The 14975-nt window shown below is 34.5% G+C and carries 11 protein-coding genes and 3 pseudogenes; 1 reads left to right on the forward strand and 13 read right to left on the reverse strand.

Features of this window, described 5'->3' with window-relative positions:
- A pseudogene (locus HSISS3_RS12385) lies at positions 1 to 98 on the forward strand (IS3 family transposase); the annotation flags it as partial.
- A gap of 378 nt (positions 99 to 476) precedes the next feature.
- Here the strand turns inward: HSISS3_RS12385 and radC are convergent.
- The 13 genes and pseudogenes from radC to HSISS3_RS08330 all read right to left on the reverse strand — a co-directional run bounded on the left by radC (position 477) and on the right by HSISS3_RS08330 (position 14970).
- Complete coding sequence (radC, locus tag HSISS3_RS08270; RefSeq protein ID WP_021152363.1) at positions 477 to 1163, reverse strand: RadC family protein; 687 nt, start codon at positions 1161 to 1163, stop codon at positions 477 to 479.
- Positions 1164 to 1208: 45 nt separating this feature from the next.
- Positions 1209 to 3203 (reverse strand): DUF7657 domain-containing protein, encoded by a 1995-nt coding sequence (locus tag HSISS3_RS08275; protein ID WP_021152364.1) that lies wholly within the window; start codon positions 3201 to 3203, stop codon positions 1209 to 1211.
- A 17-nt stretch (positions 3204 to 3220) separates the two neighbouring features.
- Positions 3221 to 4015: a DUF2142 domain-containing protein gene (locus tag HSISS3_RS12390; RefSeq protein WP_367998936.1), complete on the reverse strand. Its 795-nt coding sequence runs from the start codon at positions 4013 to 4015 to the stop codon at positions 3221 to 3223.
- The gene (locus HSISS3_RS12395) at positions 3955 to 4647 is read right to left on the reverse strand and encodes a DUF2142 domain-containing protein (protein WP_021152366.1); all 693 of its coding nucleotides are present in this window, start codon (positions 4645 to 4647) and stop codon (positions 3955 to 3957) included. Before HSISS3_RS12395 ends, HSISS3_RS12390 begins: the two co-directional genes overlap by 61 nt.
- Before the next feature lie 11 nt (positions 4648 to 4658).
- Complete coding sequence (locus HSISS3_RS08290; RefSeq protein WP_021152367.1) at positions 4659 to 5585, reverse strand: glycosyltransferase family 2 protein; 927 nt, start codon at positions 5583 to 5585, stop codon at positions 4659 to 4661.
- A pseudogene (locus HSISS3_RS08295) lies at positions 5585 to 7362 on the reverse strand (rhamnan synthesis F family protein). The gene HSISS3_RS08290 and the pseudogene HSISS3_RS08295 overlap by 1 nt, the downstream one beginning before the upstream one ends.
- Positions 7359 to 8404, reverse strand: a pseudogene (locus HSISS3_RS08300) (glycosyltransferase). Before HSISS3_RS08300 ends, HSISS3_RS08295 begins: the two co-directional pseudogenes overlap by 4 nt.
- Positions 8405 to 8423: 19 nt before the next feature.
- A complete protein-coding gene (locus HSISS3_RS08305) occupies positions 8424 to 9629 on the reverse strand; it encodes an ABC transporter ATP-binding protein (RefSeq protein WP_021152372.1) in 1206 nt (401 codons plus the stop codon).
- Positions 9629 to 10438: an ABC transporter permease gene (locus HSISS3_RS08310; protein ID WP_008535187.1), complete on the reverse strand. Its 810-nt coding sequence runs from the start codon at positions 10436 to 10438 to the stop codon at positions 9629 to 9631. Before HSISS3_RS08310 ends, HSISS3_RS08305 begins: the two co-directional genes overlap by 1 nt.
- A complete protein-coding gene (locus tag HSISS3_RS08315; protein WP_021152373.1) occupies positions 10422 to 11378 on the reverse strand; it encodes a glycosyltransferase family 2 protein in 957 nt (318 codons plus the stop codon). Before HSISS3_RS08315 ends, HSISS3_RS08310 begins: the two co-directional genes overlap by 17 nt.
- Positions 11375 to 12523, reverse strand: a complete 1149-nt coding sequence (locus HSISS3_RS08320) for a beta 1-4 rhamnosyltransferase Cps2T (RefSeq protein WP_021152374.1) — start codon at positions 12521 to 12523, stop codon at positions 11375 to 11377. Before HSISS3_RS08320 ends, HSISS3_RS08315 begins: the two co-directional genes overlap by 4 nt.
- A gap of 120 nt (positions 12524 to 12643) precedes the next feature.
- The gene (gene rfbD / locus HSISS3_RS08325) at positions 12644 to 13495 is read right to left on the reverse strand and encodes a dTDP-4-dehydrorhamnose reductase (RefSeq protein WP_021152375.1); all 852 of its coding nucleotides are present in this window, start codon (positions 13493 to 13495) and stop codon (positions 12644 to 12646) included.
- 77 nt (positions 13496 to 13572) lie between these two features.
- Complete coding sequence (locus tag HSISS3_RS08330) at positions 13573 to 14970, reverse strand: DUF3329 domain-containing protein (RefSeq protein WP_021152376.1); 1398 nt, start codon at positions 14968 to 14970, stop codon at positions 13573 to 13575.
- Positions 14971 to 14975 lie beyond the last annotated feature (5 nt).

A 14975-nucleotide genomic window follows, 5' to 3' on the forward strand; every position in this document is an offset into this window, starting at 1 on the left:
AATTTACACGGCGATCTTTTACCTACATGTTGAAAGCGCAGGGCATGACACAGTCAATGTCTAGAGTCAGTCGTTGTATCGATAATGGGCCAATGGAGAGCTGGCAGGGAATTATAAAGGAAATGAGAGCAGTTCTTTATCCTAATGTGTCAAGTTTTGAAGAGATGAAAGAGGCTTACGAAAAGACCATTCACTATTACCTATATCATGATCCCCAAGAGAGATTCAATGGGAAAACACCAGCTCAAGTGAGAGCTGAAGCACAAGAAAATCCAGAACAAGCTCCATATTATCCAATTAAACAATCTAAAAAATATAGAGATTACTGGAAAACTATTGCCGATAAGAAAAACCAGACTGCTTAACCCAAAGCAACCTGGTTCCTCACATTTTATTTATTTCAATTGTCTACTTGACACGGTACGTATCAGACTGCACTCAGTTGCTTTTTCTTGTCTTTATTCCATCGGCTCAATCTAAAGCTCAAAATCCTCCCTCTCCTCACGAAAGGAATAATAGGTTGATTTTCCAACAATCAGATGATCAAGCAGACAAATCCCTAAGTCATCACAGGACCGCTTAATCTTTTGAGTAAAATCAATATCATTACGACTAGGATAGGCTTCCCCCGAAGGATGATTGTGAACCACAATCAAAGACGTTGCCATCAGATGACAGGCATAATGTAAAATCTCACGTGGCTCAGCAATCGAACGACGGACCCCACCAATAAAAACCGTCTTTTGCTGAATAATACGATTCTGCGTATCCAAATAGATAGCCACCAGATGCTCCTGAGGCTTGTCCCCAATATCCAACATCATACGACGAGCCACCTGCTGACTGGACATAATCTGCTCAGAACGAGACAACTCAGCCTTCTCAATCCGCTTAGCCAACTCCACCATAGCCTTCAGTTCAATAGACTTCACACGCCCAATACCAGGAATCTCCTGAAGCTCATTCAAGGACAAACGAGACAAATCCGCCAAACTCGTCATCCCTTTCAAAATACGGTTAGCCATAGATAGGACCGACTCAGACCTAGTCCCCGTTCGTAGCACTATCGCCAACAGTTCCTGGTCAGACAACACCTCTGCTCCCTTCTGTAAGAGACGCTCACGAGGCAAAAGCCCCGACTCCTCAGCTACAATACTATACATAAGAAAAAACCTCCTACTTACCTATTCGTAAGTGGGAGGGGGAAGTTAATTCAAATATTCAAAGATTCTATTATTATCATTATCCTGATAAATCTCTGTAAATGACGAACCAAATTCTTTATTTAAGTCTCTAGTTGTCAAAATATATTTTACATTTAAGTCTTTTAACTCATTTATATTTAAGTTAATATTTACATTATCGGGAACTGGTGTAGTCATAGATGTATTCTCGTTCGTTAATGAATATTTTAAGTGTGCATATCTATTCCATACATCTTCATATTGATTTTGCTTATCAATTTTAGACATAAGTTGTCTATCGGGATAAAATCTAACACCATCTATACTTTTAGCACCAAACATTTGAACAAAGTGATAGAGATTTGTAGAATCAGACATCCAAATCGCATTAGGATTTTTTCCTACAATGCTTTCAACTTCATGAGATAGTAATTTATTTTCAATAGCACCTATGCCATGTGTGAGTGGATTAACAGTCAATCCACTCACAGTTATAATGACTAACATAATAGGATAGAATACACGTTTTTTTCTATAAAGAATACAAATAAAAGCAATTAACATAATCACAATTAAAATAACGGATGTAAACCTTCCTAAATAATTCTTATAGATATCATCTGTTAGTCCTCTGTATAAGTAGAGTATAGTGACAATGAATAAAGATGGTAAAATTTTAGTTAACTTTACTCTCTCTAATTTATCCCATATAAAAGATATAAACCATATCGAAGCAAAAACTGCAATTACTGACATCGATTGCCACGACCTAGAAAATGGTACATAGCTAAACAATGTTAATTTAGATAGTACGGTTGGTATACCAACTATACTATAAAGCATCAGCATTAGTGAATAAACTACTAAGACAATCCCAAAGATGTTTTTATTGATATCTTTCCTTTTAATAACAAAAGGCAATATTAGGAGTATGTAAAGTAAGAAATTAAATGAACTTGATAGTTCAACTTGGTTACTTACTTGAGGAGCATTAAATGGCAGAACGATATTAAATAAGAAATCACTTAAATTTTTCCAAGTATATTCCCCACCAACAGAAATTCTTTTTCCCGGATATACAGTATGAAGAGTTGCTGATATTGCATCCCAACTCTGATAAATGGTCAATGCATCTATCGTAAGCGAAACAAATAAAGTTAATGTAATCACAATCACATCAAATAGTGTAACCTTTTTATTTCTTAATGCCTTGAAAAACTGTATTACTGTAAGTAATAGAATAATATAAGCAAATGGGACTTGGAATGCTGGATATATAATTAATGGGAACCCAATAAGAGCAATTATCAAATTTATTGCCATTAATATTTTGAACACTTTCTTTTCAGAGTTAAAATAATGATATATAGACACCATTATCAATAATGAAAAGAATACCACATCGCCAAGATGTTGCATGAACCACCATTGTACTGTTGGTGTGAAAGTTATCCAAAAACTTGATACAGCTGATAATAGCTTACGCCTAGAGGTTAAAATCATAGCAAATTCATAAGCTAATAGTAGCATTGCTATAATTTTAAAACTCCAATACCAAGATAACCCTCTAGAGGCTCCTAAGAAAAGAAATCCCCAGTTAAATGGTTTCCCTATCGTTGAAATATGCCAGGATGAAACATTATAAGCAAGCATCATATTCTGACCTGTAACTTGATAGGATTTATTTGTAAAATGATTTCCTGTTTTTACCTGAGATAAGTAAAAAGGTGTTTGGACTAACCATTCATCAGATCTGATTGGTCTAGGACTACCTATGATAGTATCATCCGTACGATACAGTGATGGAACCCATAACTTTAATTTTTGAAAGCCTTGATAATCGTCAACTGTCTTTGTTTCAGACTGAACACCTGACACGGTTTCTCTAACACCAAAGTTATTCCAATTAGCAATTGAACTACCATTAAGATTCAGACTTACTGAACAAATAAGAGCAAATAGAGCGATTACGTAACGCCACTTGATAAAAGATATCCCCAAACTACGAGCTTTTTTCATAAAATTATTTTCCATTTCTAGAGTTGATTAAAAAGAATTAACCAGTAAGAAATCGCTGGTAAAATTGCCAATAACGAAATTATAGTCAGGTATAATCCAGATGATATTTTTCGTTTAGGAATTATGCTTAATAAAATGAAGTAAATTGGGATAAAATATCGTTCTTGAACTCCATCAATGGTATGACTACCAATTTCTGAGAACTGTAAGTAAAGTATGATAAATACCGAAACAATAAAAGCAAAAGAAATTAAATACTTTGAAATCTCAAACAACTTAAAATAAATATTTCTTGGTGCTTTCAGATAGTTTTGACTATTGTATTTAGCAAATACTGATAACACCAGTGCTGTAGCACTCAAGTAGGTAAACAACTTTGGAATTGCATGTACAGCTAAATCATTCGTATACCCAATAGTATATACAAAAAAATTATAGCCCAATAATGTACGAACAAGTAAGGTTAAAAAACTTGGAATATCTGATAAGATAAAACTCAACTGCTTGAACGTATCTACATTTCTACCAAAATAAGCACCTGTATTAATGTTCTTAACAATCAGTACCCACCATATAGTTACCAAAAAACTAAGACCAAAAAGAAGCAATAAATAAAAGTATGCCTTATGTTCAAAATTTGATCTTTTTTTAAGTAAGAACGCAAGCGGTAATAGCAAAAATAAATATAGGAATATTGGAATTTTTCCCATTGATAATAAAATCGTTACAATCGAGACAGCTAGTACATCATTTAAAGTAATGTTTTTCCTTGCTTTAAGGAATAAACCACTCTCAATATTACAGCAAAGAATAAAGCTGAGATTGCAACCATATAACCATCAGCAGAAATATTAGTCCAACTAACTATTACAGTCGGAATAGTAGAAATAAATGCTAAAGTAAACTTCCCAACTGGTGTAATTTTGATAGCTAATATAAACAAAAGAAAATAGGTTAAGAAACCAATAAGTCTCATTAACAAATACTCTGTAACAGGCTTTATTCCAATCATTTTTGACAAATAAGCTGTGAAAACATATGGTAAGTATGAAAAAGGTGTATAGGGAACAGTATTTGTATTCACATAAAACCTTTTCTGATTAGTATAAGGAAGTGAAGAAAATTTATGATACCAATCTTTATCTGTCGCTTTATACTTAGTAGAATTACCCGATTGAACTTGCTTAGCTTCTTCTATAAATTCATATTGTGTATTTGAAATTTTTCCTCCAGCAAGTGCAGGATTCCCATCTTGTAAACTAAGTAAGTTACCATTTGAAAGTTCAATACTTCTAGCATAATGTCCCATTTCATCTAATCCCACCATTGGGCTTCTCAACGAAATAGTCATCAATCCCGTAAACAAAGTAATCATCAAAACTAGTATAAGCACAACATTACTATAACCTTTTTTACTAAATAAAATATCTTTTATAATTTCCATAATAGATCCTATCAATCCTTATAAAAGTCATAGATTTTCAGCTCGTACTGCATTCTATTTTGTCTAACTAATGTATCCAAGATAAAGCCTGAAACAAAAGATAAGGCAGCGAGAATCATAAGCCCTGTAGCTAATATAGCTGATGGCATTTTATCAATAAATCCAGTCCTAGCAAATTCTGTAACCACAGGAATTCCTACACATAGACCTAAAATAAATAATATGAGACTAACTAAACTGAAAAACAAAAGTGGCTTATAATCTTTAAAAAGATTAAAAATCATTTTAAGTACTTTAAATCCATCTGAAAAAGTGTTTAACTTAGACTCGCTTCCTTCTGGTCTGTCCTGATATGTAATAGGAACTTCTACTAATTTAAAACGCTTATCTAAAGAGTGAATAGAGAGTTCTGTCTCAATTTCAAATCCTGGTGAAAGCACAGGAAAAGTTTTAACAAAAAGTCGATTAAAACCACGATAACCTGTCATAATATCTTGATAATTACCTTTATATAATTTATTCACTAAAAGTTTGACAAGATTGTTACCAAAACCATGAAAACCTCGTTTATTTTCTTCAGCATAAGTACCATTTGATAATCTGTCCCCAATAGTCATATCGGCCATGCCAGAACGCAACGGAGCTAAAAGTTTTTCAACTTCATCAGCTGGATATGTATCATCGGCATCAACCATAATATAGTAGTCGGCATCAATTTCACGGAACATTGAACGAACTACATTTCCCTTACCTTGTCTTGGTTCAAAGCGTACAATTGCTCCTGCTTCTCTTGCTATTTCATTTGTTTTATCTTTAGAATTGTTATCATAAACATAAATTTCAGCATCTGGAAGTACTCTTTGAAAATCAGTAATAACTTTTTTAATTGTCACTTCTTCATTGTAAGCTGGCAAAAGTACTGCTATTTTTTCTGTCATTATATCTCCTTTTTATTTTGAGACTTAAATTTTCTCTTTATCCTTCTTAAAATATACTTCACGGCGGTTCCTGGTCCTACAATAATATATTTGATAGCACCTTTAATACCACCAATATTATCAAAATTAATATAAGTATTTGGTAACGTGTCAGGTCGGATATTTAATACAACATTATCCACAAATGGAGTGATATAGATATCATTTTTTGCAATACCATAATCATAACGTCTTGCCCATGCTAGATATACTAGAATACGCTCAATTGAATGCAAAATAGTATGTTGTGGAATCGGCTCTGCTGGAATTTCTTCATCCTGTAAGTCCAAATCGAACAACGGTTTCAAAGCATCGTACTTGAACCAAATGAATGTCCCATAACTCATGATAAAAGTATTCATTTTATCAAAGTCAATATCTCGACCAAGATCCATCCGCTCCCATAAATCATTCATACCTTCAGCAAAACGATTCTCATTCCAAGGATCCACAATTTTAGTATAGCGGAAGAAACTTGGAATATCAGCAATTACTAATCCTAATCTATCATCATGTTCTAGATTTGCAATGATATTATCAGCAGGCTGAATCAACATTGAGAAAAGTTCATTTCGCCATGAATCTCCAACCCAATAAGGATATTCTGGTGATTTTTTGTATGGAAATGCCCAATATAATCGTAAGCGGAAAGCTCATCCTTCAGCTTGAGCATTGGAATAACATCACGACCACGGTTACCAGTAATAAAAATTCGTGCTTCTTTGCCATTCTTATCAAGAATGGACTGAATCTCTTTCTTCTTTTCTTCCGAATCCGTCGTCAGGAAGAGATCATAAGTAAAATGAAAATTCTCAAATTGTCGTAAAAAATCTTCAAGCAGATCTACATAATAGGTATGGAGATGCACAGCAATCTTTTTAGTGTCTGAATAATCCTGTGGACTGTCCTGAATAACTTTACGGTCAAGTAAGTAAGGTGGAGTCGGTAAACTCATATCCGACATGTGAGATAAGATAAATTCTACTGGATAGTCCGTTCTATTCTCAATCTCCTTGAGCAGATAAGGGGCAAGGTGTTGAGTTAAATCAAATGTTTTAACCTTAATAAACGGAACCCCTGCATCAAGTAAAACATGAGGATAATGAATTGTGAAATTACTATGGAAGAACTTATCTTTTAGTGGAATCGTATTAAGAATTGATTCATACTTAAATCCAGCATCCATAAACTTCTTGGTATAAAGAGTTTCATAATTATCAATTACCTTTTGAACATCTTCGAAACTCTCAACTGATTTCCAGAACTTTTGGAAAACACTAGATTCAACTAAACGTTTTTTAAATGAAATAAAGTAAGATTGCAAATGTTCATGAATATAAATATCACCAGCTTTGATTCCTTGATGATTAGTCATACCCCAAAAATCTACATTGGGGTTTGATTCATATTTATCATAGATTGGTACCATATCCCATAGAGGACCAAAACAGGTATCATTCATAACGGTGACAGAATCATACTGTTCCAAGTTATCGAATCCAATAAATTCCATACCATCATGCCAAGCAGCAAAATCGTAACCTTTATTCTCACGTTGGATAAAATCATCAATCAAGTGTTTATCACGAAGTTTTTGTACTTCACTTTCACTAAGACGACTATTTGAAATAAAAACTAATTTATCAAATAATGGTCTCATATGTTCAAGTTGATAAAATACATGTCGACTAATATGATCATATTTATTGAAATGAACATAAAGCAATAAACGTTTCATTTACTTCTCCTAAAGAAATTAATAATTTTAGTTGGTATTGTCCATCTTCTCGAAGTAACAACACTGTTATATTGAATTTGTAAGTTGTCATATAAAGTCTGTATACGATTCAACTCACTAGTCATATTTGTAAGTAATTCTTCTTTCTCTTTTTTCAATACTTCAATATACTCATTTTGATTCTGAGAAATATGTGATACTTGATTGAGTCTGGAATCTAAATCTTCTATCTGACGATCTTTTTTAAAGATTAAGATATCCAAATCACGATCTTTAACAAGTGCTAGGTGCGATATCCTTTTAATATCCTGATCTGGATACTTGTTAAGATATTTAATTTGAGAATTTAAAATACCCGTAAACCGGTTTTCAGCAGTGTCCAGTGTCATAGGCTTTGAATCTGACCCTAAATTCATACGGTATACTGTAGTAGAATCACTTAAAAAGAAATCTTAGTGCGTTTGAATAATTCAAGTTGTAACTCAAATGTATCGTCTGCGGCTGTATCGCTAATTTGAGCAGATACATCTTGCATAAGAGCGGTATCAACCAGCCAGGTTGAAGCCATTGTCATTCCTTTCATGACAAGCATCTCTTCGTAAGAATCAATCAAAGGAAGTGCCTTATTAGCAAAGGCATCTTTTTGGATAATATTTCCGTCTAGGTCTACCATGTCAAATTCGGTATTTGACCATAGTGAATCTGTTGAAGAATCTAGCAAATCAACTTGCTTTTGAAGTTTTAATGGGTCCGTCCAAAAATCGTCACTATCACATCTTGCGATGTACTGCCCTTTAGCTTCTCGGCAAATTTTTTTCCAAGTTTTAGTAATGCCAAGATTCACTTCATTACGAAAAGTTCTAACTTTTTCAGGAAACTTATTTTGATATTCTTGAATAATCTCATACGAATGATCTGTTGAAGCATCATCAATGATAATAATCTCGAAATCAAAATTCGTTCTCTGATTGAGAAAGCTATCCATAGCCTCTCGTACCCAATCCCCTTTATTATAATTGGTACAAATAATCGATACTTTCATTCAAACTTTCCTTTTTCTCTTAAGAAAAACTCCACTTCCCATTTCTTTGAATAATACCAGTTGCAGAATCTTTAGCTGACTCATCATCTTCATCGATATCATCCCTATTTAGAACAATAACTGGGATCTCATCAGCTGGAAGAAAGGCTAGAACTTGGTTATTCGCATCCCTCACAGTAATTTCGAGTTTTAACTTAATATCATTTAGTCCTGCTAGTGAACACTGATAGTTTACTTTAATATCACCCTTACCACTGGTTAAATTATCCATCGTATTATCGTTATAAATCCAAATATTACGATCAATATCTGTAAATGAGATAGCAATATAAGTAGGCACATCCTCAAGCAAAGTATATGTCAAATCAAATGAAATTGGTTCATTTGGAGTCGCCCTCTTAGGAGACAATAGTGACAACTTCAGGTTTTCGACAACCGATCCACCTCTCCCAATTTCCGGTTGATCTGAAGTAATCACTTGTTCAGTATTATCAAAGCTATATTGGTTAGCAACATCGCGAGGCTCACCTTTAGCTTTGATATAACCATTTTCAATCAAGATAGCCTTATTACAGTACTTTTTAACGGCACCCATATCATGGGTTACAAGAATAGTTGTCTTTCCTGATTTTTTACGTTCCATAAAGTAATCGTTACACTTACGTTGGAAAGCTTCATCACCTACTGCAAGAACTTCATCAAGGATAAGAACATCCCCCTGTGCCTTAATAGCCACAGAGAATGCCAAGCGGACCTGCATACCAGATGAGTAGTTCTTGAGTTTTTGGTTCATGAAATCTTCAAGCTCAGCAAACTCAACAATCTCATCATACATGGCGTCCACTTCTGCTGTCGTAAAGCCAAGCATAGCTCCATTCATATAAACGTTCTCACGCCCAGTTAGTTCAGGATTAAATCCAACACCAAGTTCGATAAATGAAACCATTTTACCATTCACAGTAACAGTCCCTTGCTCAGAAACATAAATCTGAGAAATAATCTTCAATAATGTCGATTTCCCTGAACCATTTCTTCCCACGATTCCAAAGAAATCTCCTTCCTCAACTTCGAAGTCAATGTCCTTCAAAACATGTTGCTCTTTATAGCCTTTGATTCCTTTAAATCTATTTACCAAGGCAGTTCTAAGACTTTGAGTGGACTCAACCGGTAATTTGAAAAACTTACTTACATGGTCCACTTTAACTGCAATTTTCTTTTCTGTCATTAGAGAATCTCCGCGAATTTTTTAGCTTGATGATGGAAAATGTAGTAACCAATAGCAAAGATGACAAATGGTAGGAAATATGGAATAACAGCAATAGCCTTATGCCCAATTAAATCCCAACCTCGTAAGCTACCGGAGAAGACAATAAAGTGTCGCAAGTCCTGAATAATTTGTGCTAAAGGATTCAACATCATCAGTTTTGCAATCTTAACCTGTCCACGTTGCAAAATAAATGTCAACGAATAGATAATAGGTGTCGCATACATACCAGCTTGCATAACTACCTCCCAAATCGGACCGATATCACGGTACTTAACAAAGAGAGTTGCTAAGACAAAGGCAATACCTGCTGAGAAAAGAAAGAGTTCAGCAAACAATGGAATAACTGTCAGCCAGCCAAATGAAAAATTGACACCATTGACTAAGGCAAAAACAAAGACAACAAGTAGGTTAATAATATAGTTAATTGAGGCCCCAACAACAGATGAAATGACGATAATCTCTTTTGAAAAATTCAATTTTCGTAACAAGTCACCCCTTGATACAATTGACATCATCCCCATACTAGTCGCTTCCGAAAAGAAACTCCATGTAACCATACCAATTAAGAGTCCAATAGCGTAATGCGGTGTTCCGTCGTCAAAACGCAAGAAGCGAACAAACACTAGGTACATGATTGTAAAGAGCATAAGTGGTTTCAAAATAGACCACAAATGACCGATTAAACTACCTTGATAGCGCAATTTAAAATCGGTTTTTACCATTTCTCGTAACAAAATACGATTTTTCTGACTAAAAAAGTCTAACATCTTTTTCTCCTCTATATGCAAACTTTGTAAGAATCAATGTCGTAAATACAGTTGTATGAAATGCTCTATTTTTTCGATAACCATATTTTCGGATACGTTCAAAGCGCTCTCTAAATGGAGCATCCATAATTGTCACAAAGTTTTCAATGATTTCCTTATTCGTTGAACTTAACGGGAGTTCTAGTAAATTTCTAGCCTGATCTTGACTAGCTTTAATAAGACTCCAATATTTGGCAAATAGGATATGGGGTCTAACCCAATTCTTCATCCTTTTTCGCAAAGTTCGGGCTCCAAGGACATTACTGCTATGCTGACGATAAAGTTCAGTTGGCTCATCAATATAGACTAGATTCCCAAATGCAGAAGCTAGCAAACCCAGATACCAGTCATGCATCAGCAAATCATATTTTTCCTCACCAGTCCATAAGTCCGCTAAAGCATGGTTAATCATAACAACACCGCCAGTAACTGTGTTTTCAGTCAACTCTTGAATCAGCTCAGTATTAGCATGGTCGGACTGAGTACGAATCATACTCTCATGGAGGACTGATAGATTTTCGTCTACTACCTTTAAATCAGTATAAATCAGTAAAGGCTTATCTTGAGAATACTTTTTTGCTTCTGCCACTTGAAGTGAGATTTTGTCAGGAAGCCAAAAATCATCCTGATCACTAAAACAATAAAGGTCTGCATCCCCATACTTGAGTAGAGTGTGAAAACTTTTGATAACACCAACATTTTCGACTTGATTCTCATTGATAAAGTGAATACGTGGGTCTTTAGCAACCAATTGTTTAATAACTTCTACTGTTCCATCAGACGAACCATCATCACGAATGAGAAGTTGCCATTCCTGATAGGTTTGCTCTTGGATACTCTTTACTTGTTCCTCTAAAAACTGTTCACCATTGTAGGTAGACAGTAAGATATTTACTTTCATGATAAAAATAACTCCTCGTATTCACCTACAATTTTTTTCCAAGTAAAGTTCTGTTTCATATTTTCTTTAGCTAACTTACCTAGTTCAGAATAATCTTCAACTTCATCTACTTGCTCAATCAAATGCGACAGGTTCCCTTCTTCTTTTTTCCAGTAACGAGCTGTATCTTGAGCTACTGACTGGTTAAACGGGACACCTAAAACTAAATTCAAATCAGTTTGTGCTAGAGCTTCCAATAAGCCAGGATTGGTTCCTCCAACCTCATGACCATGGATATAAGCAAAGGCTTCTTTACGAATATATTTTAATAGGTCTTGATCATAAACAGTTCCAACAAACTTAACACGTGAATCCTTATCAAACTGAGTTTTGGAACGTAATTCCTCAAAGTAAGCATTACCCTCATGATTACAAATAATAATTAGATCACGTTTCGTTGAGGAACTCATAAACTCACGAATAGCCGTTTCATAGTTGTTTTCTGGAACAAAACGACCAAGAATCAAATAATAATTTTTCTCGTTAGTGCTCCACGTCTTGTAAATATCTCTAACTTTAGCATCCTGATTTGTAAGTGTGGTCGGTGACAGGTCCGTTCCATAGGCAATATAAGTTGTCTTAGACCACGGATAGGCATCCTGAATATAGGTTTCAATTCCTGGATTATCCGAGATAACCAAGTCAGCATATCTTGTCATCACTTTCTCAGAATACTTTAGATAAGCTTGTACTGGCTTGGACCACTTAGCTCTTTTCCACTCTAAACCATCTGGATTAATATAGAATTTACCACCAATTTTATGAATCTTGTTGGCAAAGGGAGCTACAAAAGCACCTATAGTATTTCCTAGAACATAAAAAATCGGTTCTTTTATATTTTCATCACGGATTATCTTTAAAGCGTAGTTAATAGCCATCATATCGTAGGCAATCACACGAGCTGGACCTAATTTGGGTGCCTTGATTGTGAAACAATCTACACCCTTATACTCGAAATGCTCATAGGCCTTTTCATCAGAAAGGCAGGCAACATGGTATTTAACTTGGGATGAAACTTGGTTGGAGACCAGTTGCTCTACAAATGTCTCAAAACCACCGTATTTTGCAGGAAGTCCACGACTTCCGATAATGAATACGTGTTGCATAAATCCCCTTTCTAACAAGTCTATAATCTAATCAATTATACCATTTTACAAGGCTTTTGCCTAATGCAAACAGAAAAGCAGTCACAGGGGACTGCTCTCTTATTATCTCTATTATTTCGATTATTTCACTTCCTGTTTGTAAAACTCTTTCAAAGCATCTTGCCATGTTGGAATGACAAATCCTGTAGCCTTAGCTTTTGCCAGACTCATTGTAGAGTTAAGTGGGCGTTTTGCTTTAGCCGGGAATTGGCTTGAATCAACAGGTTTCACTTCAACATCAGTGTCTTTGAGGATTTCAACCGCAAAGTCATACCAAGTTGTATCTTCTGCTGCATCATTTGACAAATGATAGTAACCATATTCCTTACGGTTTTCAGCCAAATAAGTCATAAACTCTGCCAAAGTTCGTGTCCAAGTTGGACGGCCATGTTGATCATTAACGACAGTAAGCGTCTTGTGAGTTTTAGCAAGGTTTTGCATAGTGAAGACAAAGTTCTTACCATAGTTACCAAATACCCACGCAGTACGAATGATGTAAAAGTTAGAAACATATTTTTCAACAAGTTCTTCACCCATACGTTTTGTACGTCCATACTCTGTTTGTGGGTCTGGTTTATCATCAACTTCCCACTCTTGACCGACTGGTTTTTCACCATCAAAAACGTAGTCTGTTGAAATATAAACAAGCGTTGCACCATACTTTTCTGAAGCTTTAGCTACATTTTCAGTTCCTGTCACGTTAATAGCATAGTCAAGTTCTTCACCCTCATCTTCAGCAGCATCCACTGCAGTATAAGCTGCACAGTGGTAGACCAAACTTGGTTTCACTTCTGCGAACACTTCGTCTACTTTCTCAGCATTTGTGATGTCCATCTCTGCTACGTCTACTGCTACATACTCTTCGTTGCGTTCGTCAAGAAGGTGACGAAGTTCAGTTCCGAGTTGGCCATTTGCACCTGTTACTAGAATCATAATTTTCTCCTTGAAATATTCATTAATAGCAATTTCATTTTAACAAAAAAGCAGAAAAAATCTGCTTTTACTCAATATTATTCTCTACTTTCGATACTATCAATACCAAAATATACCGCCATCCATCTATTAAACCATTCATCTCTTGACTCCCCTAAATTACTCGTACCATTATATGCATTAAATAAAGTTTTAGGTTTAGGATAACGTTTCAAAATAATAGTGGATTGTCCGTTCTCTTTAGCTTGATAAATCTCGCGATATTGCATACTCACAACTTTGTAGGTACTATTTATATCACTAAACACCTTAGTATAAGAAAATCCAAATTTAATCACTAGTAGTAATAAAAATACCAAGGCCAATTTCTTAAGAAATAATACCTCTTCCAAAATTAAACGTAACAAAATTAGTAATGCTAAGCAAAGTAATACACTTGCCCCAAAAAATACTCTGTCAGGAAGCTCATTTGTTGCTACTAAACTGTATATACAAGCAAAGTGAGCACACATTATAAACAAGAAATAAAAAAATTGCTTTCTGTTCAAATAAGATTTAACAAGAGAATAAATTAAAAGTACTAATATAGCAATATACAATATCGAATATTTTTGCCAACTCATTTGAAATAAATTAACTAATTTATTGCTGAGATCGTAAAACAAGGAAATATCACCTGCTCTCTTTTGAGACCCAGGAGATGCTAGCATTAAAAGAAAACCAATACAAGCAGCTACAATTTCTAAAACTCTTGAAACACCTACTCTCTTTTCAGAAACAGCATCATATAATATTATTAAACTAATCAACAGAATAAATGCTGGAGAGGTGTTTTCATTCCCTGCACCTGAAAAAAAAGCCAATGGAATTGTCCATAATATATTATATGGAGATTGGTTTCGTTTCAATACAACCTTCAACCATAGTAAGTCTAGGACAGCTGTCCATAAATAATTGCCTGATCCTGAAATCCATAATACAGTTTTTCCGATTTCTGGAAGAAACCACCATAAAATCAAAAAGATTATCGCTAAATATAAAACTTGGTGTTTCCTATGCTTATTTGAAACTATCTCAAAGCTTAAACTATCTATTAATATTCCCAATGACAAAAATACAAAGGAATTAAATACATTGAAAACTTCCTTATTATATTGCATAAATATCTGAACGATAGAATGTCCAGTAAACCTACCATTCCAAACTTTCCAATGATTTATTTGAGAAGTAATCAAATCAAATAATGATCTTACTGGTTGTTCATTAGCTGATGGGAATGGTTCCTTATAAATAAATCTATATACAAAATCATCAGATGTATAGAGAGTAAAGTGATTTAATAAATAAATTAAAGTGACTACAACGAGGCATACAAGGAGATAAACTATCTCTTTGTTGTTTTTTCTTTCATTTTTTCTCCCAAATATAGATTTTAGATTTATTATAACAAAAAAGCAGGAAAAATCTGCTTTCATTTATA

This window comes from Streptococcus sp. HSISS3 (assembly GCF_000448605.1).
Classification (GTDB): domain Bacteria; phylum Bacillota; class Bacilli; order Lactobacillales; family Streptococcaceae; genus Streptococcus; species Streptococcus raffinosi.

Coding starts and splice junctions, on each gene's coding strand:
- radC (WP_021152363.1), bottom strand. CDS start 1,163: ATGTATAGTATTGTAGCTGAGGAGTCGGGGCTTTTGCCTCGTGAGCGT.
- HSISS3_RS08275 (WP_021152364.1), bottom strand. CDS start 3,203: ATGAAAAAAGCTCGTAGTTTGGGGATATCTTTTATCAAGTGGCGTTAC.
- HSISS3_RS12395 (WP_021152366.1), bottom strand. CDS start 4,647: ATGGAAATTATAAAAGATATTTTATTTAGTAAAAAAGGTTATAGTAAT.
- HSISS3_RS08290 (WP_021152367.1), bottom strand. CDS start 5,585: ATGACAGAAAAAATAGCAGTACTTTTGCCAGCTTACAATGAAGAAGTG.
- HSISS3_RS08305 (WP_021152372.1), bottom strand. CDS start 9,629: ATGACAGAAAAGAAAATTGCAGTTAAAGTGGACCATGTAAGTAAGTTT.
- HSISS3_RS08310 (WP_008535187.1), bottom strand. CDS start 10,438: ATGTTAGACTTTTTTAGTCAGAAAAATCGTATTTTGTTACGAGAAATG.
- HSISS3_RS08315 (WP_021152373.1), bottom strand. CDS start 11,378: ATGAAAGTAAATATCTTACTGTCTACCTACAATGGTGAACAGTTTTTA.
- HSISS3_RS08320 (WP_021152374.1), bottom strand. CDS start 12,523: ATGCAACACGTATTCATTATCGGAAGTCGTGGACTTCCTGCAAAATAC.
- rfbD (WP_021152375.1), bottom strand. CDS start 13,495: ATGATTCTAGTAACAGGTGCAAATGGCCAACTCGGAACTGAACTTCGT.
- HSISS3_RS08330 (WP_021152376.1), bottom strand. CDS start 14,970: ATGAAAGCAGATTTTTCCTGCTTTTTTGTTATAATAAATCTAAAATCT.